This window comes from Prauserella shujinwangii, assembly GCF_003001955.1.
Taxonomy (GTDB): Bacteria; Actinomycetota; Actinomycetes; order Mycobacteriales; family Pseudonocardiaceae; genus Qaidamihabitans; species Qaidamihabitans shujinwangii.
Genome location: NZ_PVNH01000001.1, coordinates 453,358 through 480,331 on the forward strand (window position 1 = coordinate 453,358; position 26,974 = coordinate 480,331).

Genomic DNA, 26,974 nt, shown 5'->3' on the forward strand with positions numbered 1-26,974 from the left:
GCCACCGTCCTGAGTGGACTACAACACGCTCCACCGCGGACGAAAACGGGGAAGGCCACCGACCCGGTGCGGATCGGTGGCCTTCCCGTGGCGTCGGACGCTCAGTCCAGGTAGTCGCGCAGCACCTGCGACCGCGACGGGTGCCGCAGCTTGGACATCGTCTTCGACTCGATCTGCCGGATGCGCTCCCGGGTCACCCCGTAGACCTGACCGATCTCGTCTAAAGTCCGCGGCTGGCCGTCGGTGAGGCCGAAGCGCAGCCGCACCACGCCCGCCTCGCGCTCGGACAGCGTCTGCAGCACCGACTGCAGCTGGTCCTGCAGCAGCGTGAACGACACCGCGTCCACGGCCACCACGGCCTCGCTGTCCTCGATGAAGTCACCCAGCTGCGAGTCACCCTCGTCGCCGATCGTCTGGTCGAGCGAGATGGGCTCGCGCGCGTACTGCTGGATCTCCAGGACCTTCTCGGGGGAGATGTCCATCTCCTTCGCGAGCTCCTCGGGGGTGGGCTCGCGGCCGAGGTCCTGCAGCAGCTCCCGCTGGATGCGGCCCAGCTTGTTGATCACCTCGACCATGTGCACCGGGATCCGGATGGTGCGGGCCTGGTCGGCCATGGCGCGGGTGATGGCCTGCCGGATCCACCACGTGGCGTAGGTGGAGAACTTGAAGCCCTTGGTGTAGTCGAACTTCTCGACCGCGCGGATCAGGCCGAGGTTGCCCTCCTGGATCAGGTCGAGGAAGGCCATCCCGCGGCCGGTGTACCGCTTGGCCAGCGACACCACGAGGCGCAGGTTCGCCTCCAGCAGGTGACTCTTGGCCCGCTCGCCGTCGCGCACGATCCACTTCAGGTCACGGCGCATCTGGGTGGAGAGCTTCTCGCCCTCCTCCTCGGCGACGCGCAGCCGCTCGGCGGCGTAGAGCCCGGCCTCGATGCGCTTGGCGAGCTCCACCTCCTCCTCGGCGTTGAGCAGCGCCACCTTGCCGATCTGCTTGAGGTAGGCGCGCACCGAGTCGGCGGAGGCGGTGAGCTCGGCGTCCTTGCGGGCCTGCCGCAGCGCCTCCGACTCCTCCTCGTCCCAGACGAAGTCGGGGTCGTTGGCCGATCTGCCCCTGGGCCCCTCCTCGGCGTCGGGCTCCTCGGTCTCCTCGACGTCCTCGGTCACGGTCGCGTCGACGACGTCGACCTCCACCGCGTCCACCTCGAGGTCCGACAGGTCGACGTCCTCGAGCTCGGCCGCGTCGATGTCGTCGCCGAGACCGGGCTCGCCCTTGGTCTTGGCGGTCTTCGCGCTGTCCGACTTGGCGCCCTTGCGGGTGGACTTCGCGGGAGACTTCTTCGCGGCGGACTTCTTGCGGCCCGACGACGTGGCGCCCGGCGTGGCCGACTCGGTGGTGGCCGGGGTGCTCTCGTCGGCCGTCGCGGTGCTGGCGGCGCTCGATGTCTTCGTCCCGCTTCGGGTTGCGGTTCTTGCGGCTGCCACGTACGCCCTTTCGCAGCGGTCGATCACGACGCACCGAGACGCATCGGTCCCGGCCGCCTCAGATTCGGGGGAACAGACCCTGGCCTGCGGTTTTGCCTCCCGCAGCCGAGGGCCGTGTTCCATTGTAACGACGATGGGGCCAACCGTCGCGAAGCGATCAACATTTCCGGCGGGTTCCGCCGGGCCGCGCAGACCCGCCGCGGCCGCCCGCCTCAGTGCTCGATGCCCTCCGCCGCGGCGGCCGCCGCACCGACGATCCCGGCGTTGTTCTGCAACGATGCGACCACGACGCGTGTCCGGATGTCGAGCAGCGGCACCCACTTCTCGGACTTCTTGCTCACCCCGCCGCCCACGATGAACAGATCCGGCCAGATGAGGTTCTCGAGCACAGTCAGGTAACGATCGACGCGCTTGGCCCAGTCCGGGTACGACAGCCCCTCGTTGTCCTTGACCGACGCGGCCGCCCTCTTCTCCGCGTCGTGCCCGTCCACCTCGAGATGGCCGAACTCGGTGTTGGGCACGAGCGTGCCGTCGTGGAACAGCGCGCTGCCGATGCCCGTGCCGAAGGTGAGCAGCGCGACGACGCCGCTGCGCCCCGCCGGGTCGCCGAAGCGCATCTCGGCCATGCCCGCGGCGTCGGCGTCGTTGAGCATCGCGACGTCGTCCACGTGCCTGCCCAGCCGCTTGGCGAACAGCGCGTCGGCGTCGGTGCCGATCCAGCTCGGGTCGATGTTCGCCGCGGTGTGCGCGACGCCCTTCTTCACCACCGCGGGCAGGGTGATGCCGACCGGCCCGTCCCAGTCGAACCGCGCGACGATGTCCGCGACGACCTCGGCGACGGCCTCGGGTGTCGCGGGGCGCGGTGTGTCGATCCGGACCCGGTCGCCGATCAGCCTGCCCTCGTTCAGGTCGACCAGCGCGCCCTTGATTCCGCTGCCGCCGATGTCGATGCCGAAACCCCGGGTCGCCGTCATTGGCGCTGTCCCTTCATTCTCGATTCAGAAGCCTCAGGCAGAGACCTTAGCCGGGTGTGGTCCCATGGTGTCGTGGGAGCTATCGAGCCGGACCCGGCCGTCCTGACCGAGGTCGCCGCGCGCGTCGCTGCGGAGGCCGCCGACCTGGTCCGCACGGCACGTGCCGACATCAGCGCGGGCCGCGGCGTGGCCGTCGACACCAAGACCAGCGACACCGACGTGGTGACCGCGGTGGACCACGACTCCGAGCGGTTCGTCCGGCGGCGGCTGGCCGAGCTGCGGCCGGGCGACCCGGTGCTCGGCGAGGAGGGCGGCGGCGAGGTGGGCACCGAGAGCGCCGAGGGCAGCGCCGCCGTGACGTGGGTGGTCGACCCCATCGACGGGACCGTGAACTTCCTCTACGGCTTCCCGGTGTTCGCCGTCTCGGTCGCCGCGCAGGTCGGCGGCGTCTCGGTCGCGGGTGCCGTGGTCGAGCCCGTCAGCGGCAGGCGGTGGACGGCGACGCGCGGGGCCGGCGCCTGGCTGGACGGCGAGCCGCTGCGGGTGTCCCGGCCGGCCGGGCTGGACCAGGCGCTGCTCGCGACGGGCTTCGCCTACCAGGTGCGGCGGCGGGCCCGCCAGGCCAGGCTGATGGCGGGGGTGCTGGAGCACGTGCGGGACATCCGCCGGGCGGGTGCCGCCTCCCTCGACCTGTGCGCGGTGGCGGCGGGCTGGCACGACGCGTACTTCGAGCACGGGCTGAACCGGTGGGACTGGGCGGCGGGCGCGCTGATCGCCGCGGAGGCCGGTGCCGTGGTGTCCCTGCCGGGGGAGGATCCGCAGCTGGGCGCGGACGCCACGCTCGCCGCGTCGCCCGCCGTGGCGAGCGCGCTGCGGGCGGTGCTGGTCGACTGCGGCGCCGCCGACGTCTGAGCCGTCCGGTTCCGCGAGGGCTCAGCAGGTGACGTCGCGGGCCGCCTCGAGCAGCGCGGGGTCGAGGTCCGGCCCGGCCTGCGCGGTGGACTGCTGGTTGTTTCCCACGCCCGCGCGTTCGGCGGACCACTCCGTGAGCCGGTCCAGGATCCGCTTCGCCTCCGGGGTGAGCCGGACGTCGGTGAACCGCTCGCCGAGGGACATGTCGACGGTGGCGTCCTTGCGGTTGTCCCGCACGAGCTCCAGGCACGGGTGGGCGAGGCTCACCGTCCGGGCCGCGGCGCGGCCGTTCTCGCCGAAGCGGATCTGCCCGTGGCACGCCGCCGTCCGCCTGGGGTAGGGGTACGCCGGGTCGTTGGCGGGTTCCGCGGTCTTGGTGAAACCGATGTCCTTGAGGCTCAGCGTCGTCAGCGAGGCCTGGCCGCGGGTGCCGTTGGCGTTGAGGACGCGCAACGCCACCTTGTCCGGCGGGATGGGCTCGACGTCGTCGAGCGCGTCGTGCGGCAACCGGGTGAACGTGGTGCCCGGCGGCGGTTTCGGCGCGGGCTCGCAGCGGATCGCCGCGTTGATGTCTTCCTTGGTGGTGATGAGGTTGACCCAGACGAACGCCGACGCGAGCCCGAGTACCGCGATGACGATGAGCGCGGGCAGCGGCTTGCGCCTGCGGTACGGCTTCACTCCGCGGCCACCGCGGCTACCGTAGGCCCTCCCCGACGCCACCTGCCCGTCCCTTCCCTTCGTCGCGCGTGAACGTGCTCACCGCTACCGTCGTCGCTGATCAGCCTAGGCGTTACAGCGTGTTGTCCGGGCAGCAGCCCCACCGTGGAATCCCGTGCCCGTCCGGCGTCCGCCGCCCGCGGCCGCCCCGAACGAGCCCCGAATCGGATAGCACCACGTCAGACGGGGTGTGAGCAAGCCGTCACGGCCGGCACCCAGCCAGCCGATACCCACTCGCAACCCGAACGGCGTAGCGCCCGGCGGAACGCAGGTTAGCCCCGAGGAGTGATGCCGGGGCGGACCTGGGTAACCCGTTTCCGGAGGTGTGCGGCGGTGGGCTACCCTCTGCGGGCTCCGGACGTAGATCGGGATCTCGCGGAAGAGACCTCCCTCACTTCCGTTTCGGGCACAAACAGGGGCGCTGGAACGTTGACCAGCGGCACGGCGGATTCCCGGGCGATGAGTCTGGGTGTCCGGTAACCAGACACGAAGCTGATCGCAGGGGTGAAAGGACAATGGCGACCGACTACGACGCTCCGCGCCGCAGCGAGGCCGACGAGCTGGCCGAGGACTCGTTGGAGGAGCTGAAGGCCCGGCGCAACGAAACCCAGTCCGGCGTGGTCGACGTGGACGAGGACGCGACCGCCGAGAACTTCGAGCTGCCGGGGGCAGACCTCTCGGGCCTGTCGGGGGAGGACCTGACGGTCAAGGTCGTGCCGAAGCAGGCGGACGAGTTCACCTGTTCCGTGTGCTTCCTCGTGCACCACCGCAGCAGGCTCGCCGAGGAGAGCGGCGGCCGGATGATCTGCCGCGACTGCGCCTGATCCGTCCGTCCGGCGCTGAGCGCGGACGAAGGTGACCGGGCACCGGAGGGGGTCTGGGGTCGACGAAGGGGTGGTTGGGCCGGCAGGCCCGGCCGCCCCGTTTCGTACGCGCTCAGGGCCGTTCGGTCGGCTCGGCGCCCGCCGGGGGGCTGGTGGCCTCCGGCGCGTGCGCGCGCAGCAGCCCGGCCAGCCGGTCGGGCCTGCGGGTGCTGATCACCCAGTACGGCGTGGGATCGGCGGGATCGGTGAGGTGCACCCGCACCAGGGTGGGGATCCAGCCGCGGTGCAGCACGAACGCCGCCGGATCCAGCTCGGGGCCGAGGGCCTTGCGCTTGTCCCGCTTGCCGATCACGTCGACCTGGCCGACGAACCGCAGCGGCAGGTGGGCGTCACCCGCCCACAGCTCGGGTTCCGCGCCGCACGCCGTGACCCGGACCCGGGCGCGGCCCGCCCCGAGGATCAGCAGCACGGTGAGCGGCAGCAGCACCGCGTACGGCAGCCAGGCCCGCACACCCGGGTAGCCCATGTGGATCTCGGCGGCCAGCAGCGTCGCGGCGATCAGCGGCAGCGGCCAGGCCCACCAGGACACGGACAGCCGCTCCGTGTACACGGTGTCCGGCGCGGCGTCCCGCGCGCCGTCCCCGCCCGCGCTTGCGTCGTCACTCACGCCTCCAGGGTAGTCTCGCGGGTCGTGTCCAGCGTGCAGGTCCTCCTCTCCCGGCTCGACCCCGGTGTCCCGCCACCCGCCTACGCCCGGCCCGGCGACGCCGGCGCCGACCTGGTGACCACGTCCGACATCGTGCTGCCGCCCGGTGAGCGAGCCGTCGTCGGCACGGGGGTGGCGATCGCGCTGCCGCCCGGGTATGCCGGTTTCGTGCACCCGCGTTCCGGCCTGGCCGCCAGGGCGGGGCTGTCGGTGGTCAACACACCCGGCACCATCGACTCGGGCTACCGCGGGGAGATCCGCGTGTGCCTGGTCAACCACGACCCGAGGGAGCCGATCGTGCTGAACCGGGGCGACCGGATCGCCCAGCTGGTGATCCAGCGGGTGGAGCAGGCCGAGTTCGTCGAGGTGGCCGAGCTGGAGGCGACGGAACGCGGCGCGGGTGGCTACGGTTCGACAGGTGGACATGCCGCACTCGGTCCGGTGGGGCCGGACCGGGAAGGAACGGAGAACTAGTGGGGATTTTCGGACGTAAGCGCCGGGGGGCCGAGCCGGAGGAGGAGCCGCGCCGCGGCAGGCACGCCGCCCCCGAGGCCGACGAGCTGCCGGAGGACGACGGTCCGGAGCCCGTGGAGACTCCCCAGGGGCCCTACGACGTCGAGGACGCACCCGAGGACGAGCTGCCGAGGATCGACCTCGGCTCGGTGCGCGTGCCCGTGCCGGACGGCTCGCAGGTGCAGGTCGAGATGGACCAGCAGAGCGGCAACGTCCGCGCCGTGCACGTGGTGACCTCGCACGGGCAGGTGACGGTGAGCGGCTACGCGGCGCCGCGCTCCGGCGGGCTGTGGCGGGAGGTCAGCACCGAGCTGACCGAGCAGCTGCGCAACGACGGCGCGCAGGTGACGTCCACCCGCGGCGAGTGGGGCCTCGAACTGTCCGCCATCGTCGGGGAGGTGGCGCTGCGGTTCGTCGGCGTCGACGGTCCCCGGTGGATGCTGCGCGGGGTGATCGCGGGTCCCCAGTCGCAGGCGGCACAGGCGCCCGCCGTGCTGCGGGACATCGTGCGCGACACGATCGTGGTGCGCGGGGACTCGCCGATGCCGGTGCGCACCCCGCTGCCGATCACCCTGCCGGAGGCCGTCCAGCAGCACATCGCGGCCCAGCAGCAGGCGTAGGAGGTCCGCCCGTGCCCACCGCCGCGGAGTGGGCCGTGTTCCTCGGCACGGCCGCGTTGTTCGCCGTCACCCCCGGTCCCGGGATCCTCTACGTGCTGGCACGCAGCCTGCGCGGCGGCCGGGGCGAGGGGGTGCGGTCGGTGGCGGGCAACGCCGTCGGCGCCGCCGTGCACGTCGTGGCGGCCGCGCTGGGGCTCTCCGCGCTGCTCGCCACCTCCGCCGTCGCGTTCACCGTCGTCAAGATCGCCGGTGCCTGCTACCTGGTGTACCTGGGCCTGCAGGCGATCCTCCGGCGGCACGACGACGCGCCCGCCCCGTCCGCGGGCCGCGGCGGGCGCTGGGCCCGCTCGCCGTGGACGCAGGGCGTGCTGACCGAGCTGCTGAACCCGAAGACGGCGCTGTACTTCATGGCGCTGCTGCCGCACTTCGTCCACCCGGAGACCGCGCCCGCGCCGCTGGTGTTCCTGTTGCTGGGGCTGATCGCCCTCGCGATGGCGTTCCTCGCCGACCTCGCGGTCGCCCTGTTCGCGGGCGGGCTGGGCGCCCGGTTGCTGGAGAACCCCCGGTGGCGTGTCCGGCAGCGGGTGGCCGCCGGCCTGACGATGATCGGGCTCGGCGGGTTCGTCGCCGTGGCCGAGTAGGCGGGTGGCCCGGTGACCCGCGCCCCGCTGACGGTCGCCGCCGCGCAGCCACCCGGCGCGGGGCACGCCGTGGCGGCCAACGCCGTCGCCCACGCCGATGCGGTGCGGGCGGCGGCCGCGCGGGTGGTGGTGTTCCCGGAGCTGTCGCTGACCGGGTACGAGCTGGACGCGGAGCCGGTGAGCCCGGACGACCCCCGGCTGGCCCCGCTCGTGGACGCGTGCCGGGACACCGGGACGTGTGCGCTGGCGGGCGCGCCGGTTTCGGGAGACGGCGGCAGGCCGTCCATCGGGATGCTCGCCGTGGACGGCTCCGGGGCCGCGGTGGTGTACCGCAAGGCGTGGCTCGGCGGCGCGGAACCGGAACGGTTCGCGCCCGGCCCCGGCCCGGCCGTGCACGAGGTCGGCGGCTGGCGGCTCGGCCTCGCGATCTGCAAGGACACCGGGGTGGACCGGCACGCCGCGGACACGGCCGCCCTCGGCATGGACGTCTACGTCGCCGGCGTCGTGGAGGCCGAGGCGGACACGGCGGTCCTCGCGCGGCGGGCCCGGCGGGTGGCCACCGGGTACGGCGTGGGGGTGGTGCTGGCCAGCTGGGCGGGCCCCACCGGTGGTGGCTTCGACCGGACGGCGGGCCGTTCCGGCATCTGGCGGCCGGGTGGTGACCTGGCCGCCCGTGCGGGCCGGGAGCCGGGTGCCGTCGTCCGCGCCACGCTGAAGTGACCCGGTCCCGCCGCCGGTCAGCGGGGCACGCCGCGCGCGGCGCGCAGCCAGGCGAGCAGCGCAGCCCTGCCGAGCGTCTCCCGGTCGGCGCCGACGGCGGCCAGGGTCGTCTCGTGCACGGCGGCCCTGGGCAGTGCGGCGGCCCACGCGTGCGCGACCGGGGCGGGGTGCACGGGGTCGTCCGCGCAGGCGGCGATGCCGACCGGAACGGCCAGCTGCCGCAGTGCGGCCCGCGTGGGCGCCGGGTGGCCCGCGGCGGCGCACAGGGCGGCCGCGAGCCCGGTGCCGTGCCGCCGCCACGCGCGGCGCAGTTCGCCGGCCAGCCACGGTGCGACCCCCGAGGTGGCCAGTCGCAGGGCCCTGTCCACGCCCTCGCGGGCCACGAGGTCGGCCGACGCGCGCGCGGCGACGGCGGCGGGGGCACCGCCGGCGGGGCCGTTCCACGCGGGCAGCGCCACCAGCAGGCCCGCGCACCGGTGCGGTGAGCGCACCGCCCACTCGGCGGCGAGGTGGGCGCCCAGGGAGATCCCGCCGACCAGCAGCGGCCGTCCCGCCCGCTCGGCGAGCTCGTCGAGCAGGTCCAGCGACCCGCCGGTCACGGCGGCACCCCGGGGCGGCGGGGGCGCGGTCAGCGGGATTCCCAGCGCGGCCAGCGGGCCCGCGAACGCGGACCGGACGAACACCTCGTCGGACCCCGTTCCGGGCAGGAGCACGGCGCGTTCCGGGCGCACCAGCGGGCCGCGGCTACGGGTCACGGTGGAGCCGCCGGTGGCCGACGTGGAGCCGGCGGGACCGAGCCCGCTCGCCGGGGTGGGCGAACATCCCGCGCAGCCGCTCCCCGGCGGGCACCGGGGCCGTGACCCGCGCCCGCTCGGTCTCGGCGCGGTAGCCGCCGGTGCCGTCGTGCCCGGCGCAGCCGGTGCGGAGTTCGCACCGGGCGGCGCGGCGGCACCGGCGAGCGAGCGGTGTGGGACGGTGCGGATCGACCGTGTGTGGAACCGTGCCGGAGGCCGCCATGGAGCACCACCTTTGCCGAGGTTCGTCGCCGTGGTCAAGATCCGGGATCACGGTGTGGTCACGGGCGCTGCCGCCGCGCCTGGCGGTTGCGGACGTCACGTTGCGATCCTGCCGCAACCGGTAGTCCCTCGCGGCGAACGAGCTACGCTGGACCACGCACGGGCCAGAACGAAGTCGGGGTGGCCCCGGAGCACAGGAGCACCGAATATGCCCGCCAAAGACGGCGGCTACTTCAGCCGGTTGGTTCGCAAGCTGACCAGTGACGTGGAGGAGCTCGACGCCGACGACCTGTCGGAGAAGTCCGAGGCAGGAGGCGCGCAGCGCGCGTGCGACTGCCGGTCGGGCGACGAGGTGACCGTGCTCGGCCGGTTGCGCAGCGTGGACCTGTGCCCGGCCAGCGATGTCGCCACGCTGGAGGCGGCGTTGTTCGACGGGACGGACGAGGTGACGCTCGTCTGGCTCGGCAGGCGCCGCATTCCGGGAATCGAGCCGGGCCGTACCATCAAGGTCCGCGGCCGGATGGCCGACCGTAACGGTCAGAAGGTGCTGTACAACCCTTACTACGAGCTGCTGCAACCGACCTGAGCCCGCGAAGAGTGAAAGCGCACCGTGACTGATTCCCACCGGCCCGACCAGCCCGAACCCACCGCCGCGGCGCCCGAGGGCGCGGACGGCGCCGAGGAGCGGCCCGCCGGTGAGGAGCGGCAGCCGACCCTGCTCGAACAGATGGGCGGGGTGTCGGGGCTGTTCTACTCCTCGGTGCCGGTGATCGTGTTCGTGCTGGCCAACGCGGTGTTCGGGCTGCAGGTGGGCATCTGGAGCGCGGTGGGCAGCGCGGTCGCGATCACGGTGCTGCGGATCGTCCGCAAGGAGCCGCTGCAGCCGGCGATCTCGGGGTTCTTCGGGGTGGCCATCGCGGCGTTCCTCGCCTACCGGACGGGCACCGCCAAGGGCTTCTTCCTGTTCGGCATCTGGGCGAGCCTGGTGTACTGCGCGGCCTTCCTGCTGTCGATCGTGGTGCGCTGGCCGCTCGCCGGGGTCGTGTGGAACCTGCTCAACGGCACGGGCACGGCCTGGCGCAGGGACAAGCCGTCCCGCTTCGGCTACGACGTGGCGACCCTGGCGCTGGCGGCCGTGTTCGCCGCGCGGTTCGTCGTGCAGCGGTGGCTGTACGACGAGGACCTCACCGGCTGGCTGGCGTTCGCCAAGATCGCCATGGGCTACCCGCTCTACGGGCTGGCGCTGCTCGTCGTCGTGTGGGCGGTGCGCCGCTCGGACCGGCGGCTCAAGGAACTCAGCGAGGCGGAGCGCGCCGAGGAGGAGCGGACCGAGGAACGCCTGCGCCTGAAGTACGGCCAGGCCCCGCCGCAGGAGGCCTGACCGGCGGTCAGCGGCCCAGCGCCGAGCGGATCTCCGGTTCCACGTCGCTCGGCGAGACGAACAGCAGCTCGTCGCCGGGCTCGAGCGGGTCGTCCGGCTGCGGCACGATCACCCGGTCGCCGCGCAGGATCGTCACCAGCGCCGCGTCCCGGGGCAGGGCGAGGTCGCGCACCGCCTTGCCGGCCAGCGGCGTGTCGGCGGGCAGCGTGAGCTCCACCAGGTTGGCCTGGCTCTGCCGGAACGTCATCAGCCGCACCAGGTCGCCGACGCTGACCGCCTCCTCCACCATGGCCGCCAGCATGCGCGGGGTGGACACGGCGACGTCCACCCCCCAGCTCTCGTTGAACAGCCACTCGTTGGCCGGGTTGTTGACCCTGGCCACGACGCGGCGCACGGCGAACTCGGTCTTCGCGAGCAGCGACACGACGAGGTTGACCTTGTCGTCGCCGGTCGCCGCGATCACCACGTCGCACAGTTCGATCCCGGAGTCCTCGAGCGTGGACACCTCGCACGCGTCGCCGAGCACCCAGTCGGCCCGCTCCACGGTCTCGGGGACGAACTGCTCGCTCTGCCGCTCGATGAGCATCACCGTGTGCCCGGCGTCGATCAGCTCCGTCGCGATGGAGCGCCCCACGGCGCCCGCTCCCGCGATCGCGACCCGCATCAGCTCTCCTCCTCGGGTGGCCGCGCGGCCACGCTGGTGACGTCGGTGACCGTGCCGGACTTCGCGGCGGCGTACACCACGTCGTCGGCCTGCAGCACGGTCTTGGGCTCGGGCAGGACACCGGTGCCGAACCGCATGACGAACGCGACCCGGCAGCCCGCCGCCTCCTCCAGGTCCCGGATCGAGCGGCCCACCCAGGCCTCGTGCACCGGCAGCTGCAGCAGCGCCATCGTCCCGGAGGGGTCGCGCCACGAGGTCGCGACGCCCTCCGGGAGCAGTGTGCGCAGGAAACGGTCCGTCGTCCAGGGCACGGTGGCGACGGTCGGGATGCCCAGCCGCTCGTACACGGCGGCGCGCTTGGGGTCGTAGATACGGGCCACGACGTGCTCGACACCGAACGTCTCCCGCGCCACCCGCGCGGAGATGATGTTCGAGTTGTCGCCGTTGGACACCGCGGCGAACGCGCCCGCGCGCTCGACTCCCGCCTCGATCAGCACCTGCCGGTCGAAGCCCATCCCGACCACCTGCTCGCCGTGGAAGTCGCCGCCCAGCCTGCGGAACGCGTCCCGCGATCTGTCGACGACCGCGACGCTGTGGCCGAGCCTTTCCAGAGCAGCGGCCAGGGACGCGCCCACCCGGCCGCATCCCATGATCACCACGTGCACGGCTGTGCCTCCTCGAACTTCCGCCTGTCGCCGGCGCCAGCGGAGAACCTACCTCCGGCGCGGGAACCTCAGGTGCCGAGGTCGCGGTTGGCGAACCGCGCCGCGCCCGCCGCCAGCGGCACCAGCGACGCGCCGAGCAGGATGCCCGCGTCGGCCCACTGGAAACCGGTGCGCAGTGGCTCGCCGCCGAGGTAGTGGTGGAACGGCGAGAGGTGGCGCAGCCAGTCCGCGCCCAGCTGGCCGGAGAACCGGTCGAACACGTACGTGACCACGGCGACGGCCGCGGTGCCCGCGAGCACGGGCGTGCGGCGGCCCAGTGCGCCGCCCAGTCCGACGGCGAGCGCGCCGAAGCAGCAGCCGAGCAGGGCCAGGTTGAGGCACTGGGCGGCGAACTCGGCGACGCTCACCGACTCCAGCTCCGCCGCGCCGCGGACGGCCAGCATCGCGAGGAACACCGTGGCCGCGATGACGGCGGTGCCCGTGGCGAGTGCCGCGAACCGCTGGCCGAGCAGCCGCGTCCGGGCGACGGGGTGCGCCAGCGGCACGTCGAGCAGCCCGTCCTCCTCGTCGCCCGCGATGGCACGGGTGCCGGTGGCGATGGCGTAGACCACCATCAGCAGGGGCAGGAGGAGCCCGAAGATGCTGGAGCCGAGATAGCCCGCCGCGGAGCTGAGGTCGTCGAGCCGGAACGCGTCGCGCAGGGGTCCGGGGAAGTCGGCCATCATGTCGGCCATCGCCCCGTCGGCGAGCTGCGGGTAGAACGACGCGTACAGGGCGCCGAGCGCGGCGGTGGCGGCCGCCCAGGCGGGCAGCGACCGGCGCTGGTCGCGCACGGCGCGGGCGAAGATCCTAGCGGCCTGGGGTGAGGCCGGCTTCGTGGCCATTTTCAGCTCCTTCGTAGTAGGTGAAGAACAGCTCCTCGAGGTCGGGTTCCTCGCTGAGCAGGTCGGTGACGGTGTGCCGCGCGGCGGCCTTGAGGAGTGCGTCCGGGCTGCCCTCGACGCGGCAGTGCAGGGTGGTGCCCTGCGTGCTGGCGTCCACGACGCCGGGGAGGTGCGCGAACCCCTCGGCGGGCACCGGCCGGTCGAACGTGAGCCGGACGCGCCGCACGGCGTGCTCCCGCAGGGCGGCGACGGTGTCGAGTGTGACGAGCCTGCCCTCGCGGATGATGCCCACGCGGTCGGCCACGCGCTCGACCTCGCTCATGATGTGCGAGGACATGAACACGGTCTGCCCCGCCGCCCTGGCCTCGGTGACCATGCGCAGGAACGTCTGCTGCACGAGCGGGTCGAGCCCGGAGGTGGGCTCGTCGAGGATCAGCAGCTCGGGCTCGTGCGCGAAGGCCTGCACGATCCCGACCTTCTGCCGGTTGCCCTTGGACAGGCTGCGGATCCGGGCGCCCAGGTCGAGGTCCAGCCGCCCGGCCAGCGCCGTGAGGCGGGCGCGGGACACCCCGCCGCGTAGCGAGGTCAGGTACTCCAGGCACTCGCCCGCGGTCCAGCGTCCGGGGACCACGAAGTCGCCGGGCAGGTACCCGACCCGCCGGTGCAGGCGCACGGCGTCGGCGTGCGGATCGAGGCCGAGCACGCGGGCGGTGCCCTCGGTGGGCCGGATGAGGTCGAGCAGCAGCCGGATGGTGGTCGACTTGCCCGCGCCGTTCGGCCCGAGGAAGCCGAACACCTCCCCGCGGTGGATGTCCAGGGTGAGGCCGGACAGGCCGCGCCTGCGCCCATAGTTCTTGGTGAGCCGGTCGAGCTCGATGACGGTGTCCATGCCGGTGACTATATCCAGTTTTCTGAAATTTCCGAACACTCGCAAGTGTTAGGATACCGTCAAGACCTTCGACGCAGGGAGGAGCATGGCCGGGCCGATGGACGCCGCCGAGCGCATGGCGCTGACCCTGACCCGCAACGGCATGCAGCGGATGACCGCCCGGGTGCTGTGCGCGTTGCTGTTCGCCGACCAGGAGACCATCACCGCGGGCGAGATCGCGGAACGGCTCGGCGTGAGCGCCGGCTCGGTGTCCGGAGCGCTCAAGATGCTGCAGCCGGTCGGCCTGATCGAGCGCGTGCCCGTTCCCGGGAGCAGACGCGAGCATTACCGGTTCCCCGACGACGGCTGGCCCACGCTGATGTCCGCGCAGAACGAGGTGGTCGGCGCGATGCTCAGGGCGGCGGAGGAGGGCGTCGAGAGCACCGGTGAGGACAGCGTCGCGGGCCGCAGGCTGGCCGAGATGCGCGACTTCTACCGCTACCTGCTGCGGGAGCTGCCCCGGCTGATGGACGTGTGGCGGGCCGAGCGTGGCCTGCCGAGGGAGGAGTGACCGCGGTCATGGCCGAAACAGCGGAAACAACCGGCACCGCCGGTACCATCGCCACCCTGCGGCGCGCCGTGTTCGCGCGCCACTCCCACCCGTGGAGCGCGTGGACGCGCTGGCTGAGCGCCCCCCTCGCGCTGGTTCCCGTGTGGACCCGGCGGCGGGGGCACGCCGTCGCCTTCGCCGCGTGGATGGTCGTCAACCCGGTGCTCTTCCCCCGGCCGCGCACCCAGGACGCCTGGGCCACCCGGGCCATGCTCGGCGAGGAGCTGTGGATCACCGAGCGGCCGCGCGACGCCGCGCTGGCCGTGAACGCCGCCGCGACCGCCGCGATGCTCGCCGCCCTGGTCGCGGCCCGGCGCAGGCGCGCCGTGCCGGCGGCCGTGGCGACCGCGGCACAGCTGGGGCTGACGATGGTCTACTGGGAGCTCATGGTGCGCTACCACGCCACCGCGCCGGGGCGGCAGCGGTGATCGCCGCCGTCTCGTAACGGCACCGGACCGGCGGATTACGCTCTCGCCGTGTCCAAGTTCGCCACAGTGGCCAAGCGGCTGGTGCTGGGCAGGCCGTTCCGCAGCGACCGCCTCGCGCACACGCTGCTGCCCAAGCGGATCGCGCTGCCCGTGTTCGCGTCCGACCCGATGTCGAGCGTGGCGTACGCGCCCGAGGAGATCCTCCTCATGCTCTCGGTCGCGGGCGCCTCGGCCTACGTCTACAGCCCGTGGATCGGCCTCGTCGTCGCGCTGGTGATGGTGGCGGTCGTCGCCTCCTACCGGCAGAACGTGCGCGCCTACACCTCCGGTGGCGGCGACTACGAGGTGGCGACCGTCAACCACGGCCGGCGCTGGGGGCTGATGGTCGGCAGCGCGCTGCTGGTGGACTACATCCTCACGGTCGCCGTGTCGATCGCCTCGGCGGCGGCCAACATCGGCTCCGCCATCCCGTTCGTCGCCACCCACAAGGTGGCGTTCGCCGTGCTGGCGATCGTGCTGCTGACCGCGATGAACCTGCGGGGCGTGCGCGAGTCGGGCACGGCGTTCGCCATCCCGTCGTACGCGTTCGTCGCCGGCATCCTGGGCATGATCGTCTGGGGCGGCATCCAGGTGTTCGCCCTCGGCGAGGAGGTCCGGGCCGAGAGCGCCGACCTGGAGCTGGCGGCGGAGGAGCACCACCTGGCCGGGTTCGCCTTCGCCTTCCTCATCCTGCGCGCCTTCTCCTCGGGCAGCGCGGCGCTCACCGGCGTCGAGGCGATCGCCAACGGCGTGCCCGCGTTCCGCAAGCCGAAGGGCCGCAACGCCGCGGCCACCCTGCTGCTGATGGGCACGCTCGCCATCACGATGTTCCTGGGGCTGCTGTTCCTCGCGCGCGTGACCGGCGTGGTCCTGGCCGAGCACCCGGAGGAGCAGCTGCTCAACGCGCCCGAGGGCTACGAGCAGAAGACCCTGGTGGCGCAGCTGGCCAACGCGGTCTTCGCCGGGTTCCCGCCCGCCACCTGGTACGTGATCTTCTTCACCGGCCTCATCCTGGTGCTCGCGGCCAACACGGCGTTCAACGGCTTCCCCGTGCTGGGCTCGATCCTTGCGCAGGACCGGTACCTGCCGCGCCAGCTGCACACGCGCGGCGACCGGCTGGCGTTCAGCAACGGCATCCTGTTCCTCGCCGGGTTCGCGATCGTGCTGGTCGTCGTGTTCGAGGCCGAGGTGACCCAGCTGATCCAGCTCTACATCGTCGGGGTGTTCGTGTCGTTCGTGCTCAGCCAGAGCGGCATGATCCGGCACTGGAACCGGTTGCTGCGCACGGAGACCGACCCGGCCGCGCGGCACCGGATGCGCCGGGCCCAGGCGATCAACTCGTTCGGCCTGTTCATGACCGCGTCGGTGCTGGTGGTGATCCTCGTCACCAAGTTCCTCGCGGGGGCGTGGATCTCGATCGTGTCGATGGCGGCGATCTACTGGCTCATGACGGCCATCCGCAGGCACTACGACCGGGTGGCCGAGGAGCTCAGGGAACACGAGGGCAAGCCCACGACGCTGCCCGCCCGCAACCACGCGATCGTGCTGGTCTCGCAGCTGCACCAGCCGACGCTGCGGGCGCTGGCCTACGCCAAGGCGACCCGGCCCGACGTGCTGGAGGCCGTCACCGTCAACGTGGACGAGGTGGACACCAAGAAGCTCGTCGACGAGTGGCAGCGGCACGGGTTCTCCATCCCGCTGAAGGTCGTCGAGTCGCCGTACCGGGAGATCACCCGGCCGGTGCTCGACTACGTCCGGCGGATCCGCGGCGACCACCCGCGCAACGTCGTCACCGTGTTCATCCCCGAGTACGTGGTGGGCCGCTGGTGGGAGCAGCTGCTGCACAACCAGAGCGCGCTGCGGCTCAAGGGCAGGCTGCTGTTCCAGACCGGGGTGATGGTGACGAGCGTGCCGTGGCAGCTGGAGTCGTCGAAGCGGGCGTCGCGGCGGGCCGACCGGACGCGGCCGGTGGCGGGCGACGTCCGGCGCGGGCTGCACGGCGAGTCACCCGGCGAGCGAGAGCGGGAGGTGCGCCGGTGAAGCCGGACTGGACGGGACGCACGGTCGAGGCGGAGGTGGGCCCCGTCGCGCACGGCGGGCACTGTGTGTCGCGAGTGGACGGACGGGTCGTGTTCGTGCGGCACGCGCTGCCGGGCGAGGTGGTGCTCGCGGAGGTCACCGAGGACGGCGGCGGGTCGTTCTGCCGCGCGGACGCCGTGCGCGTGCTGCGGGCCGCGCCGGAGCGGGTGGAACCGCCGTGCCCGGTCGCGGGCCCCGGGCTGTGCGGCGGCTGCGACTGGCAGCACGCGAGCCCGGCGGCGCAGCGCGCGCTCAAGGCCGACGTCGTGGCCGAGCAACTGCGCAGGCTGGCCGGTCTCACGTGGCCGGTCGAGGTGGAGCCGCTGCCCGGTGGTCCGTTGCGCTGGCGGACCCGGGTGCGCTTCGTGGCGGGCCGGGACGGGCACGCGGGGCTGCGGGCCCACCGCAGTCACCGGGTGGTCCCGCTCGCCGACTGCCCGATCACGGCGCCCGCCGCCGTCGGCGGCGGTCTGCGGCGGCGCTGGCGGCCGGGCAGCGAGATCGAGGTCACCGCGGACGCCGACGCGCGCACACACGTCCGGGTGGTGGAGACCGTCCGCGGCCGGGAGCGGGCGCGGCAGCACGCGGGCGGGGTCGCGCACCAGCGTGCCGCGGGCCGCGACTGGCGGCTGGCCGCGCACGGGTTCTGGCAGGTGCATCCCGGGGCCGCGGACACCTTCGCCGCGGTCGTGGGGGAGTGGGCCCGCCCCTCGCGGGGCGCGCGGGTGTGGGACCTCTACGCCGGGGTCGGCCTGTTCGCCGCGGTGCTGGCGGAGCGGGTGGGCCCGGACGGCGGCGTGCTCGCGGTCGAGTCCGGCGGCCGCGCCGTGTCCGACGGGCAGGCCAACCTCGCCGACCTGCCGCAGGTCCGCTGGCACCGGGGCCGGGTGGAGCGCGTGCTGCGGGACGTCGGCGAGCGGCCCGAGGTGGTGGTGCTCGACCCGCCGCGCAAGGGCGCGGGCCGGGAGGTGGTGGACGCGATCGCGGCGGGCGGGCCGGAGCGCGTGGTGTACGTGGCGTGCGACCCGGCCGCGCTGGCCCGCGACGTGGCGGCGTTCGCCGGGCACGGGTACCGCCTCGACCGGCTGCGGGCGTTCGACGCGTTCCCGATGACCCACCACGTGGAGTGCCTCGCCCTGCTCACCCGCTGATCTGTCCTGAGTGGCTCGTTACTGGCGAAAATCGTCGGTAACGAGCCACTCAGGACATGCGGGGGCACGCGGGGTCAGACAGGGTCAGACGACGGCGGTCATGCCCCCGTCGACGAACAGCACCTGGCCGTTGACGAACGCGGCGGCGTCGGAGGCCAGGAACACCGCGGGACCCACCAGGTCGCCGGTGTCCCCCCAGCGGCAGGCGGGGGTGCGCTCGGTGACCCACGCGCTGAACCGCTCGTCGGCCACGAGCGGCGCCGTGAGCTCCGTGGCGATGTACCCCGGGGCGAGGCCGTTGACCTGCAGCCCGTGGCGGGCCCACTCGGCCGCCATCGCGCGGGTCAGGTTCCGCAGGCCGCCCTTGGCCGCCGTGTACGGGGCGATCGCGGGGCGGGCCAGTTCCGCCTGCACCGAGCAGATGTTGACGATCCTGCCCCGGCCGCGCGCGATCATGCCGGGGGCGACGGCCCTGCCGACGAGGAACGCGCTGGTGAGGTCGGCCCGCAGCACCGCCTCCCAGTCCTCGACGGACAGTTCCAGCAGCGGCTGCCGGTGCTGGAAGCCCGCGTTGTTGACCAGGATGTCGACGTCGCCGACGCGGTCGGCGATGCCCGCGACCGCGGCCCGCACCGCGTCGGCGTCGGTGACGTCGAACGCGGCCGGGTGGAACTCCGCGGCCGGGTGCTCCGCCGCCAGTTCCGCGCGGGCCGTCTCGAGCCGGCCGGGGTCGCGGCCGTTGAGTACGACGGTCGCCCCGGCCCGGGCCAGCCCGGCGGCGAGGGCGCGCCCGATGCCCCGGCTGCTGCCGGTGACGAGCGCGACCCGCCCGCTCAGGTCGAACAGCTCCGCCACCACGTCAGGCCACCGCGAACAGCAGGGACGCCAGCGCGAAGCCCATCAGGCCGATCGTGGTCTGCATGACCGTCCACGTCTTCAGCGTCGTCTTCACGTCCATCTCGAAGAAGCGGCCGACCAGCCAGAAGCCGGAGTCGTTGACGTGCCCGGCCGTGACCGAGCCCGCGGCCAGCGCGAGCACGAGCGCCGCGAGCTGCACGGCGTTGTAGTCCCCGGTGGCGACCAGCGGCTGTACGAGACCGGCCGCCGTGGTCAGCGCGACGGTGGCCGAGCCCTGCGCCACCCGCAGCGTGGTCGCGACGACGTAGGCCGCGACGATCACCGGCAGGCCCAGGTCGGACATCGCGCCGGAGAGGGCGTCGCCGATGCCGCTGGCCCGCAGCACGCCGCCGAACATGCCACCGGCCCCGGTGATCAGGATGATCGCGGCCACGGGACCGAGCGCGGAGTCGAGCAGCTTCTCCACGATGGCCTGGCCGCGGCCCCGCCGCGTGCCGAGCACGTACGCCGCGACGAACACCGTCACCAGCAGCGCGATGGGGGTGGACCCCAGCGTGCTGACCACCTGGACCCAGTCCGCCTCGCCGTCGACCCAGCCCGCCTCGGTGGCCATGCCGAGACCGGTGTTGGCGAAGATCATCACGAGCGGCAGGAGCAGCAGGGCCACGACGGTGCCCGGGCGGGGCGGGTCGGTGTCGTGCTGTTCCGGGGCGCCGCCGCTGAGGATGTCCGGCACCGGAAGGACGATCCGCTTGCCCACCCACAGCCCGTACAGGTAGCTGGTGAGGAACCAGGTGGGCACGGCGAGCAGGACGGCGAACAGCAGCACCAGCCCGACGTCGGCGCCGAGCAGCCCGCTCGCGGCGACCGGGCCGGGGTGCGGCGGCACGAACACGTGCATGACCGAGAACGCGCCCGCCACCGGGAGGCCGTAGCGCAGGACACCACCGCCGAGCCGCCGGGCGACCGCGAACACGATCGGCAGCATCACGACGAGCCCGGCGTCGAAGAAGATCGGGAAGCCGAAGATCAGCGAGGCGACGCCGAGCGCCAGCGGTGCCCTGCGCTCGCCGAACTTGCCGACCAGCGCGTCGGTCATCGCCTGCGCGCCGCCGCTGACCTCGACCAGCCTGCCCAGCATGGCGCCGAGCCCGACCAGCAGCGCCACGCTGCCGAGTGTGGAGCCGAATCCGTCGAGCAACGTGTCGATCACGTCGCCGGCCGGGATGCCGGTGGCGAAGGCCGTCGCGATGCTGACGGTGACCAGCGCCAGGAACGCGTGCACGCGCAGCTTGATGATGAGGAAGAGCAGGACGGCGATCGCCCCCGCGGCGATGCCGAGCAGGGGCCCGGTGCCGAGGGTCTGGGTCCACTCGTCGGTGTTCATGGGAAAGCTCCGTTGCTTCGCATCAGGGGAAGGGGAGTGGTGGCTAGACGGCCGAGGAGGTGCCCGCGAGCCCGAGCCGGGTGAGCGCCCGCGCCACGATCTCCTCGGGGGCGTCGCTGACGTCGACGGTCACGCCGTCCTCGTCGGCTCCGAGGGGTTCGAGGTCGCGGAACTGCGACTCCAGCAGCGACGGCGGCATGAAGTGCCCGGAGCGTTCCGCCAGCCGGGGGGCCACCGTCTCGGGCGTGCCTCGCAGGTGGACGAAGCGCACCCGGGTGCCGGGAGCCTGCCGGAGCACGTCGCGGTACGCCCGCTTGAGCGCCGAGCACGTGACCACGGTGTGCTCGCCCGCGGTGCCCCGGGCACCGATCCAGTCGCGGATGGCGGTCAGCCACGGCGTCCGGTCGGCGTCGGTCAGCGGGGTGCCGGCCGCCATCTTCGCGATGTTGGCCGCCGGGTGGAACTCGTCGGCCTCGGCCATCGGCCAGCCGAGCCGCTGGGACAGCAGCCGGGCCGCCGTGGTCTTGCCCACTCCCGACACCCCCATCACCACCAGGCAGGTGGGACTCATGAGGCTCCTCGTCGAACGTCAAAGGTATTACCAATGGCGGCGAAAGATATCACCATTCGGTGGACGGGGGAAGAGGTGTCCGCGCCGGTACCCTGCGCAGGTGGAGCCACGAGCCGTCGAGCGGGAGAGCGTGTTGGGCAGAACCGGTCACGACCAGGGGCACACTCCCGCGGTGGGGGTCGAGGTCCTGCACAACACCGTGCTCGACACCATCGGCAGCCGGATCACCGGCGGTGACCTGCCCGCGGGCCACGTGCTGACGCTGGAGCGAATCGGGGAGGAGTTCCACGTCTCGCGCACGGTGGCGCGGGAGACGATGCGGATCCTGGAGTCGATGGGGCTGGTCACCTCCCGCCGCCGGGTGGGCATCACCGTGCAGCCGAGCGAGTCGTGGAACGTCTTCGACCCCCGCGTGATCTGGTGGCGGCTCTCCGGGCCGGGCCGGGACGCCCAGCTGCGCTCGCTGACCGAGCTGCGGATCGCCGTCGAGCCGCTGGCCGCGGGTTCGGCCGCGCGCAACGCGTCGGCGGCCCAGCGTGAGCGGGTGGTGGAGCTGGCCACCGCGATGCGGGGCGAGGGGGAGGCAGGCGCCCTCGGCGAGTTCCTCGACCTGGACATCGCCTTCCACACCGTGCTGCTGGAGGCGAGCGGCAACGAGATGTTCGGGGCACTGGCCGACGTGGTCGCCGTCGTGCTGCAGGGCAGGACCCAGCTCGGGCTGATGCCGCGCACGCCGGTGCCGGAGGCGCTCGACCTGCACGAGGAGGTGGCGCACGCCGTGGCCGGGGGCCGCAGCGAGTCCGCCGAGAACGCGATGCGCCAGCTGCTGGCGGAGGTCAGGGACGCCGTCGTGCCCCTGTGGCCGCACCGCTCGTGAGTGTTCCCCGTGGTTCTTACCACGTTTGCCACTCACGAGCGGTGACCAGCAGGGATGCCGGGGGTCAGGCCCTGGCGTCCTCGGCGAGCAGGTCGGCGCACTTCTCACCGATCGCCATCGTGGTGATGCACGGGTTCACCGCGACGAGGAACGGCATCGCCGAGCCGTCCGCCACCCGCAGGTTCTGCACGCCCCGGACGCGCAGGCGCTCGTCGAGCGGCGCCATCCGGTCGCTGTCCGGGCCCATCCTCACCGTGCACGCCGGGTGGTACACGGTGTTGTGCGTCTTGCGCAGGTAGTCGGCGATCTCGTCGTCGGTCGTGGCGTCCGGGCCGGGGGCGAGCTCGGCGCCCGCCCACTCCCGCATCGCGGGCTGGGACACGATCTCCCTGGCCAGGCGCACCCCGTAGGTCATCACCCGCAGGTCGTGCGGGTCGGTGAAGTACCGCGGGTCCACCTTCGGCTTGTCCCGGAAGTCCCGGGTGCGCAGGCGCACCGTGCCGGTCGAGCGGGCCCGCGTCACGTTGGGGGTCAGGCAGAAGCCGTTCTCGGTCGTCGGGTAACCGTGCCGCAGCGTGTTGAGGTCGAACGGCACGGAGCCGTAGTGGAACATCAGATCCGGCCGGTCGAGTCCGGGCTCGGTGGTGGTGAAGATCCCGATCTCCCACCACTGCGTGGACTCCGACACCATCGGCTGCCGCGCGTCCCACTGGACCAGGCCCTCCGGGTGGTCCTGCAGGTTCTCACCCACGCCGGGGGAGTCGACCAGCACGTCGATGCCGAACTCCCGCAGGTGCCCGGCGGGCCCGATGCCCGAGAGCATCAGCAGCTTCGGGGTGTCGATCGCGCCGGTGCTCACGATCACCTCGCGCCGGGCGCGGACCTCCTCGCTGTGCACCAGGTCCTCGGTCAGCACCTCGACCCCGGTGCACCGCGTGCCGTCGAACGTCAGCCGTTTGGCCCGCACACCCGTGCGCACGTCCAGATTGGACCGCTTGCCCATGATCGGGTGCAGGTACGACACCGAAGCCGACGCGCGGGTGCCGTCCTCGCGCGCGTTGATCTGGAACCAGTTGGCCCCGTGTGTGACCGTGGTGCCGGAGTTGAACTGGGTGCGGGGGATACCCGCCTGCTCGCAGGCCTCCAGCAGGGCCACCCCGGCGGGGTCGCGCGGCGGCACCGAGCGGATCGTGACCGGGCCGGAGCGGCCGTGGTGGTCGCCGGGGCCGTCGTTGGTCTCCAGTCGCTGGTAGAGCGGGAAGATGTCCTCGGCGGACCAGCCGCGCAGCCCCATCGAGGCCCACTCGTCCAGGTCCTCGGCCGGCGCCCAGAACGCGATGCACGAGTTGTGTGAGGAGCAGCCGCCGAGCACCTTCGCCCGCGCGTGCCTCAGGAAGGAGTTGCCGGACTCCTGCGGCTCGACGACGTAGTCCCAGTCGTACCCGGACTCCAGCAGCGCCATCCACCTGTCCAGCTGCAGTACCGCCGGATCGTCCCTATCGGACGGTCCGGCCTCCAGCAGGCAGACGGTGGTGTTCTCGTTCTCCGACAGCCGCGCGGCGACGACCGAACCGGCCGTGCCGCCGCCGACGACGACGTAGTCGTACTCGCGGGTCATGTGCTCGTGGCTTCCTTTCCTTCGCCCGCCGGACGGTGAACTCGGTCTGCGCGGCTTCCGCTCGTGGCGGTCCGCGGTCAGGAGGGGAACCAGCGCGGCGGCGCCGGGCGCAGGTTCTGGTAGATGTGCTTGGTCTCCTGGTACTCGGCCAGCCCGGCGGGGCCGAGTTCGCGGCCGATGCCGGACTGCTTGAGACCGCCCCACTCGGCCTGCGGCAGGTAGGGGTGGTAGTCGTTGATCCACACCGTGCCGTGCCGCAGCCGCCCGGCGACCCGCTGGGCCCGGGAGGCGTCGTCGGTGAACACGGCGCCGGCCAGCCCGTAGTGGGTGTCGTTGGCGATGCGGACCGCGTCGTCCTCGTCGGTGAACGTCTCCACGGTCAGCACCGGCCCGAACGACTCCTCGACGACGGCGTGGGTGCCCTGCCGCACGTCGTCGAGCACGGTCGGCAGGTAGAAGAAGCCGTCGGCCAGCCGCTCGTCGTCGGGCCTGCGGCCCCCGGTGCGCAGGGTGGCGCCCTCGGCGATCGCGGTCTCGACGTAGCGCTCCACCTTCGCGCGGTGCTCGGCGGAGATCAGCGGGCCCGTCTCGGCGTCCGGGTCGAACGGGCCGCCGAGCCGGATGCGCTCCGCGCGGCGGACGATCTCCCCGACGAACGCGTCGTGGATCTCCTCCTGCACGATGAGCCGGGACCCGGCCGAGCACACCTGCCCGGAGTCCAGGAAGATCGCCGTGACGGCGTGGTCGACGGCCGTCTCGAAGTCGGCGTCGGCGAACACGACGTTGGGGTTCTTGCCGCCGAGCTCCAGCGCGACCTTCTTCACGGTCGCCGCCGCGGCGGCCGCGATGGCGCGACCGGTGTGCAGCCCGCCGGTGAACGAGACCAGGTCCACATCGGGGTGCTCGGCCAGCGGCGCGCCCACGTCGGGACCCCGGCCCAGCACCAGGTTCGCCACGCCGGCGGGGAGCCCGGCCTCGGTGAGGATCCGCATGAGCAGGATCGCGGTGTGCGGGGTGAGCTCGCTCGGCTTGAGCACGAACGTGTTGCCCGCCGCCAGCGCGGGCGCGACCTTCCACGCCGTCTGCAGCAGCGGGAAGTTCCACGGCGTGATGAGCCCGCACACGCCGACCGGCTCGTGCACGATCCGGCTGATGGCGCCCGGGTCCCCGGTGTCGACCACCCGCCCGGCCTGGTTGCCGGCCAGCTTGCCGAAATACCGGAAGCAGGCGGCGATGTCATCCATGTCGATCTCGCTCTCCACCAGCCGCTTGCCGGTGTCGAGCGACTCGGCACGCGCGAAGGACTCCTTGTCGCGCTCCAGCAGTTCCGCCACGCGCAACAGGAGGGCACCCCGCTCGCCCGCGGGGGTCGCGGGCCACGGGCCGGTGTCGAAGGCCGTGCGGGCCGCCGCGATCGCGGCTTCGGCGTCCGCGCGCGTGCCCTCGTCCACCGTGCCCACGAGGGCGCCGTCGGCGGGGCACCGGATCTCGCGGGTGCCGCCGCCCGTCGCGCCGACCCAGTCACCTCCGATGAAGAAGTCCGCCATCATCTCTCTTTCGTCGTCGCGGGGCCGGTGTGCGGCTGAGTGGTCGCCAATGGCTCGTGACCATACCTTTCGGGTTCCGGCCGGACCACTCGGCGATGCGCGGCCGATCCTAAGTGGGTGCGCCCCGGCAAGCCGGTGCGCGGCGGGGTAACCGTGGTCCTCCCCACGTTCGTCACCCGTGCGTGGTGAACTGCGGAAACGGTGGACGGGTCCACGGCGCCCGGCAACACGCGGCCGATCCCTCCGGTGCTCCGTAGACTGGGCAGGCGACGCATCAACCGATGGCGAGCGAGGTGGAGCGTGACGTTGCTGGAGTCGGTGCACGGACCGGACGACCTGAAGCGGATGGATCACGAGCAGCTGGGGGCGCTGGCTGGGGAGATCAGGGAGTTCCTCGTCGAGAAAGTGTGCAGGAACGGCGGTCATCTCGGGCCCAACCTCGGTGTGGTGGAACTGACACTCGCGTTGCACCGGGTGTTCGACTCGCCGCGGGACGCGCTGCTCTACGACGTCGGCCACCAGTCCTACGTGCACAAGATCGTGACCGGCAGGCACCGGGACTTCGACACCCTGCGCCAGCTGGGCGGCATCGCGGGCTATCCCGCGCGCGCCGAGAGCGAGCACGACCTCGTCGAGAACAGTCACGCCTCCACCGCCCTGTCCTACGCCGACGGCCTGGCCAAGGCGTTCCAGCTCGCGGGTGGCGGCAGGCACGCGGTCGCCGTCGTGGGGGACGGCGCGCTCACCGGCGGCATGTGCTGGGAGGCGCTGAACAACATCGCCGCGCACCCCGAGCGCCCCGTTGTCATCGTGGTCAACGACAACGGCCGGTCGTACTCGCCGACGATCGGCGGTTTCGCCGAGCACCTCGCTGCTCTGCGGCTGCGTCCCAGCTACGAGAAGCTGCTCCTCGGCGGGCGTGAGCTGCTGCAGAGCACCCCGGTCGTCGGCAAGCCGATCTACGCGGCGCTGCACGCGGCGAAGGCGGGCCTGAAGGACGCCATCAGCCCGCAGGTGATGTTCTCCGACCTCGGCCTGAAGTACCTCGGCCCGGTGGACGGTCACGACCTGCCCGCCCTCGAGCGCGCACTGCAGAGCGCGAAGTCGTTCGGCGGGGCGGTGATCGTGCACGCGGTGACCGAGAAGGGGCACGGCTACCCGCCCGCGGTCAACCACGAGGCCGACCAGATGCACCAGACCGACCCGATCGACCCGGCGACCGGGCTGCCGCCGAAGAAGGGCCCGAGCTGGACGTCCGTCTTCAGCGACGAGCTGACCCGTATCGGCGCCGAGCGCGACGACGTCGTGGCCATCACCGCCGCCATGCTGCGCTCCACCGGCCTGCACACGTTCGCCGAGGCCTACCCGGACCGCTGGTTCGACGTGGGCATCGCCGAGCAGCACGCGGTGACCTCGGCGGCCGGGCTCGCCATGGGCGGGCTGCACCCTGTGGTCGCGGTGTACTCGACGTTCCTCAACCGCGCCTTCGACCAGGCGCTCATGGACGTGGCGCTGCACCGCCAGCCCGTCACGTTCGTCCTCGACCGGGCGGGCATCACCGGCCCCGACGGGCCGAGCCACCACGGCATGTGGGACCTGTCCCTGCTGGGCATGGTGCCCGGGATGCGGGTGGCCGCGCCCCGGGACGCGCAGACCCTGCGGGAGGAGCTGCGCGAGGCCGTGGCCGTGTCCGACGGGCCGACCGCGCTGCGGTTCTCCAAGGGCGGCGTGGTCGAGTCGGTGCCCGCGCTGGAGCGGGCGGGCACGGTGGACGTGCTGCGCCGGGGTGCCAGCGAGGACGTGCTGCTCGTCGCCGTCGGCGCGTTCGCGCGGCTGGGCCTGGCCGCGGCCGACCGGCTCGCGGACCAGGGCATCGGCGTGACCGTGGTGGACCCGCGCTGGGTCGTCCCCGTCCCGGAGGAGCTGGCGGGGCTCGCGGCGCGGCACCGGCTCGTCGTGTCCGTGGAGGACAGTGGCAGGCACGGCGGCTTCGGCTCCGCGCTGGCGGCGGCGTTGCGGGACGCCGACTGCGACGTCCCGCTGCGGGACATCGCGGTGCCGCAGCGGTTCCACGCGCACGGCACGCGCGAGGAGGTGCTCGCGTCGGTCGGGCTCACCGCGCAGGACGTGGCCCGCAAGGTCACCGAGTGGGCCGCCACCCGCCTCGGCGAACCGCAGCACACCGCGGTCGAGTCCCCTCAGGACTGAGCCGCTCGTTCCCCC

At 73.0% G+C, this 26,974-nt stretch carries 29 protein-coding genes; 14 read left to right on the top strand and 15 right to left on the bottom strand.

Annotated elements, in window-relative coordinates; all coding sequences use genetic code 11:
• Window positions 1-101: 101 nt before the first annotated feature.
• Both B0I33_RS02055 and ppgK read right to left on the bottom strand, forming a co-directional pair.
• Window positions 102-1,481: an RNA polymerase sigma factor gene (locus tag B0I33_RS02055; RefSeq protein ID WP_181193145.1), complete on the bottom strand. Its 1,380-nt coding sequence runs from the start codon at window positions 1,479-1,481 to the stop codon at window positions 102-104.
• A 212-nt stretch (window positions 1,482-1,693) separates the two neighbouring features.
• Window positions 1,694-2,455: a polyphosphate--glucose phosphotransferase gene (gene ppgK / locus B0I33_RS02060; protein WP_106176754.1), complete on the bottom strand. Its 762-nt coding sequence runs from the start codon at window positions 2,453-2,455 to the stop codon at window positions 1,694-1,696.
• A gap of 81 nt (window positions 2,456-2,536) precedes the next feature.
• Between ppgK and B0I33_RS02065 the strand changes: the two genes are divergently transcribed.
• The gene (locus B0I33_RS02065) at window positions 2,537-3,367 is read left to right on the top strand and encodes an inositol monophosphatase family protein (protein ID WP_106177007.1); all 831 of its coding nucleotides are present in this window, start codon (window positions 2,537-2,539) and stop codon (window positions 3,365-3,367) included.
• A 21-nt stretch (window positions 3,368-3,388) separates the two neighbouring features.
• Here the strand turns inward: B0I33_RS02065 and cei are convergent, their stop codons facing one another.
• Entirely contained in the window at window positions 3,389-4,087 is a 699-nt protein-coding gene (cei, locus tag B0I33_RS02070) for an envelope integrity protein Cei (RefSeq protein ID WP_106176755.1), read from the bottom strand.
• Window positions 4,088-4,599: 512 nt separating this feature from the next.
• Between cei and B0I33_RS02075 the strand changes: the two genes are divergently transcribed.
• The gene (locus B0I33_RS02075) at window positions 4,600-4,908 is read left to right on the top strand and encodes a DUF4193 domain-containing protein (RefSeq protein WP_106176756.1); all 309 of its coding nucleotides are present in this window, start codon (window positions 4,600-4,602) and stop codon (window positions 4,906-4,908) included.
• 112 nt (window positions 4,909-5,020) lie between these two features.
• Here the strand turns inward: B0I33_RS02075 and B0I33_RS02080 are convergent, their stop codons facing one another.
• Window positions 5,021-5,575 (bottom strand): DUF3093 domain-containing protein, encoded by a 555-nt coding sequence (locus B0I33_RS02080; RefSeq protein WP_106176757.1) that lies wholly within the window; start codon window positions 5,573-5,575, stop codon window positions 5,021-5,023.
• Window positions 5,576-5,599: 24 nt separating this feature from the next.
• Here B0I33_RS02080 and dut point away from each other — a divergent pair, with 24 nt between their 5' ends.
• The 4 genes from dut to B0I33_RS02100 are packed head-to-tail and all read left to right on the top strand — an operon-like array spanning window position 5,600 to window position 8,108.
• Entirely contained in the window at window positions 5,600-6,088 is a 489-nt protein-coding gene (dut, locus tag B0I33_RS02085) for a dUTP diphosphatase (protein WP_106176758.1), read from the top strand.
• A complete protein-coding gene (locus B0I33_RS02090; protein ID WP_106176759.1) occupies window positions 6,088-6,747 on the top strand; it encodes a DUF3710 domain-containing protein in 660 nt (219 codons plus the stop codon). The genes dut and B0I33_RS02090 overlap by 1 nt, the downstream gene beginning before the upstream one ends.
• An 11-nt stretch (window positions 6,748-6,758) precedes the next feature.
• Window positions 6,759-7,388 (top strand): LysE family translocator, encoded by a 630-nt coding sequence (locus B0I33_RS02095; RefSeq protein WP_106176760.1) that lies wholly within the window; start codon window positions 6,759-6,761, stop codon window positions 7,386-7,388.
• 12 nt (window positions 7,389-7,400) lie between these two features.
• Complete coding sequence (locus B0I33_RS02100) at window positions 7,401-8,108, top strand: carbon-nitrogen hydrolase family protein (protein WP_219927109.1); 708 nt, start codon at window positions 7,401-7,403, stop codon at window positions 8,106-8,108.
• A gap of 17 nt (window positions 8,109-8,125) precedes the next feature.
• Here B0I33_RS02100 and B0I33_RS02105 read toward each other — a convergent pair whose 3' ends face one another.
• Window positions 8,126-8,863, bottom strand: a complete 738-nt coding sequence (locus B0I33_RS02105) for an alpha/beta hydrolase (RefSeq protein WP_245900389.1) — start codon at window positions 8,861-8,863, stop codon at window positions 8,126-8,128.
• Window positions 8,853-9,125: a hypothetical protein gene (locus B0I33_RS02110; protein ID WP_106176761.1), complete on the bottom strand. Its 273-nt coding sequence runs from the start codon at window positions 9,123-9,125 to the stop codon at window positions 8,853-8,855. The genes B0I33_RS02105 and B0I33_RS02110 overlap by 11 nt, the downstream gene beginning before the upstream one ends.
• A 207-nt stretch (window positions 9,126-9,332) precedes the next feature.
• Between B0I33_RS02110 and B0I33_RS02115 the strand changes: the two genes are divergently transcribed.
• Together B0I33_RS02115 and B0I33_RS02120 are read left to right on the top strand one after the other, a co-directional pair.
• The gene (locus B0I33_RS02115) at window positions 9,333-9,710 is read left to right on the top strand and encodes an OB-fold nucleic acid binding domain-containing protein (protein WP_106176762.1); all 378 of its coding nucleotides are present in this window, start codon (window positions 9,333-9,335) and stop codon (window positions 9,708-9,710) included.
• Between the two features lie 141 nt (window positions 9,711-9,851).
• Complete coding sequence (locus B0I33_RS02120; protein WP_106177010.1) at window positions 9,852-10,505, top strand: DUF3159 domain-containing protein; 654 nt, start codon at window positions 9,852-9,854, stop codon at window positions 10,503-10,505.
• A gap of 7 nt (window positions 10,506-10,512) precedes the next feature.
• Here B0I33_RS02120 and B0I33_RS02125 read toward each other — a convergent pair whose 3' ends face one another.
• The 4 genes from B0I33_RS02125 to B0I33_RS02140 form a co-directional block, all read right to left on the bottom strand.
• Window positions 10,513-11,169, bottom strand: a complete 657-nt coding sequence (locus B0I33_RS02125) for a potassium channel family protein (RefSeq protein WP_106176763.1) — start codon at window positions 11,167-11,169, stop codon at window positions 10,513-10,515.
• Window positions 11,169-11,834: a potassium channel family protein gene (locus tag B0I33_RS02130; protein ID WP_106176764.1), complete on the bottom strand. Its 666-nt coding sequence runs from the start codon at window positions 11,832-11,834 to the stop codon at window positions 11,169-11,171. Before B0I33_RS02130 ends, B0I33_RS02125 begins: the two co-directional genes overlap by 1 nt.
• Window positions 11,835-11,902: 68 nt before the next feature.
• Window positions 11,903-12,718: an ABC transporter permease subunit gene (locus tag B0I33_RS02135; RefSeq protein ID WP_106176765.1), complete on the bottom strand. Its 816-nt coding sequence runs from the start codon at window positions 12,716-12,718 to the stop codon at window positions 11,903-11,905.
• On the bottom strand, window positions 12,684-13,607 hold the full coding sequence (locus tag B0I33_RS02140; protein WP_106176766.1) for an ABC transporter ATP-binding protein: 924 nt from the start codon (window positions 13,605-13,607) through the stop codon (window positions 12,684-12,686). Before B0I33_RS02140 ends, B0I33_RS02135 begins: the two co-directional genes overlap by 35 nt.
• Window positions 13,608-13,692: 85 nt before the next feature.
• On the opposite strand from B0I33_RS02140, the gene B0I33_RS02145 reads away from it, so the two are divergent.
• Genes B0I33_RS02145 through B0I33_RS02160 form a run of 4 tightly spaced genes read left to right on the top strand, consistent with a single transcriptional unit; the run spans window position 13,693 to window position 17,893 of the window.
• Window positions 13,693-14,157, top strand: a complete 465-nt coding sequence (locus B0I33_RS02145) for a GbsR/MarR family transcriptional regulator (RefSeq protein WP_106176767.1) — start codon at window positions 13,693-13,695, stop codon at window positions 14,155-14,157.
• A gap of 8 nt (window positions 14,158-14,165) precedes the next feature.
• Window positions 14,166-14,624: a DUF6653 family protein gene (locus tag B0I33_RS30300; RefSeq protein ID WP_245900390.1), complete on the top strand. Its 459-nt coding sequence runs from the start codon at window positions 14,166-14,168 to the stop codon at window positions 14,622-14,624.
• 48 nt (window positions 14,625-14,672) lie between these two features.
• A complete protein-coding gene (locus B0I33_RS02155; protein WP_106176768.1) occupies window positions 14,673-16,703 on the top strand; it encodes an APC family permease in 2,031 nt (676 codons plus the stop codon).
• On the top strand, window positions 16,700-17,893 hold the full coding sequence (locus tag B0I33_RS02160; RefSeq protein ID WP_106176769.1) for a class I SAM-dependent RNA methyltransferase: 1,194 nt from the start codon (window positions 16,700-16,702) through the stop codon (window positions 17,891-17,893). The genes B0I33_RS02155 and B0I33_RS02160 overlap by 4 nt, the downstream gene beginning before the upstream one ends.
• Before the next feature lie 84 nt (window positions 17,894-17,977).
• Here the strand turns inward: B0I33_RS02160 and B0I33_RS02165 are convergent, their stop codons facing one another.
• The 3 genes from B0I33_RS02165 to B0I33_RS02175 are packed head-to-tail and all read right to left on the bottom strand — an operon-like array spanning window position 17,978 to window position 20,709.
• The gene (locus B0I33_RS02165) at window positions 17,978-18,751 is read right to left on the bottom strand and encodes an SDR family oxidoreductase (RefSeq protein ID WP_219927110.1); all 774 of its coding nucleotides are present in this window, start codon (window positions 18,749-18,751) and stop codon (window positions 17,978-17,980) included.
• A 1-nt stretch (window position 18,752) separates the two neighbouring features.
• Window positions 18,753-20,138, bottom strand: a complete 1,386-nt coding sequence (locus tag B0I33_RS02170; RefSeq protein WP_106176770.1) for a GntP family permease — start codon at window positions 20,136-20,138, stop codon at window positions 18,753-18,755.
• Window positions 20,139-20,181: 43 nt separating this feature from the next.
• Window positions 20,182-20,709, bottom strand: coding sequence for a gluconokinase (locus B0I33_RS02175; protein WP_106176771.1), 528 nt, complete (start codon window positions 20,707-20,709; stop codon window positions 20,182-20,184).
• A 172-nt stretch (window positions 20,710-20,881) separates the two neighbouring features.
• On the opposite strand from B0I33_RS02175, the gene B0I33_RS02180 reads away from it, so the two are divergent.
• Window positions 20,882-21,586 carry a FadR/GntR family transcriptional regulator gene (locus tag B0I33_RS02180; RefSeq protein ID WP_245900391.1) on the top strand — a complete coding sequence of 235 codons (705 nt, stop codon included), beginning with the start codon at window positions 20,882-20,884 and terminating at the stop codon, window positions 21,584-21,586.
• Window positions 21,587-21,650: 64 nt separating this feature from the next.
• On the opposite strand, the gene B0I33_RS02185 is transcribed toward B0I33_RS02180, so the two are convergent.
• Window positions 21,651-23,204, bottom strand: coding sequence for a GMC family oxidoreductase (locus B0I33_RS02185; protein WP_106176773.1), 1,554 nt, complete (start codon window positions 23,202-23,204; stop codon window positions 21,651-21,653).
• 77 nt (window positions 23,205-23,281) lie between these two features.
• Entirely contained in the window at window positions 23,282-24,751 is a 1,470-nt protein-coding gene (locus B0I33_RS02190; RefSeq protein WP_106177013.1) for an aldehyde dehydrogenase family protein, read from the bottom strand.
• Between the two features lie 300 nt (window positions 24,752-25,051).
• Between B0I33_RS02190 and dxs the strand changes: the two genes are divergently transcribed.
• Window positions 25,052-26,959: a 1-deoxy-D-xylulose-5-phosphate synthase gene (gene dxs, locus B0I33_RS02195; protein WP_106176774.1), complete on the top strand. Its 1,908-nt coding sequence runs from the start codon at window positions 25,052-25,054 to the stop codon at window positions 26,957-26,959.
• Window positions 26,960-26,974: the final 15 nt, after the last annotated feature.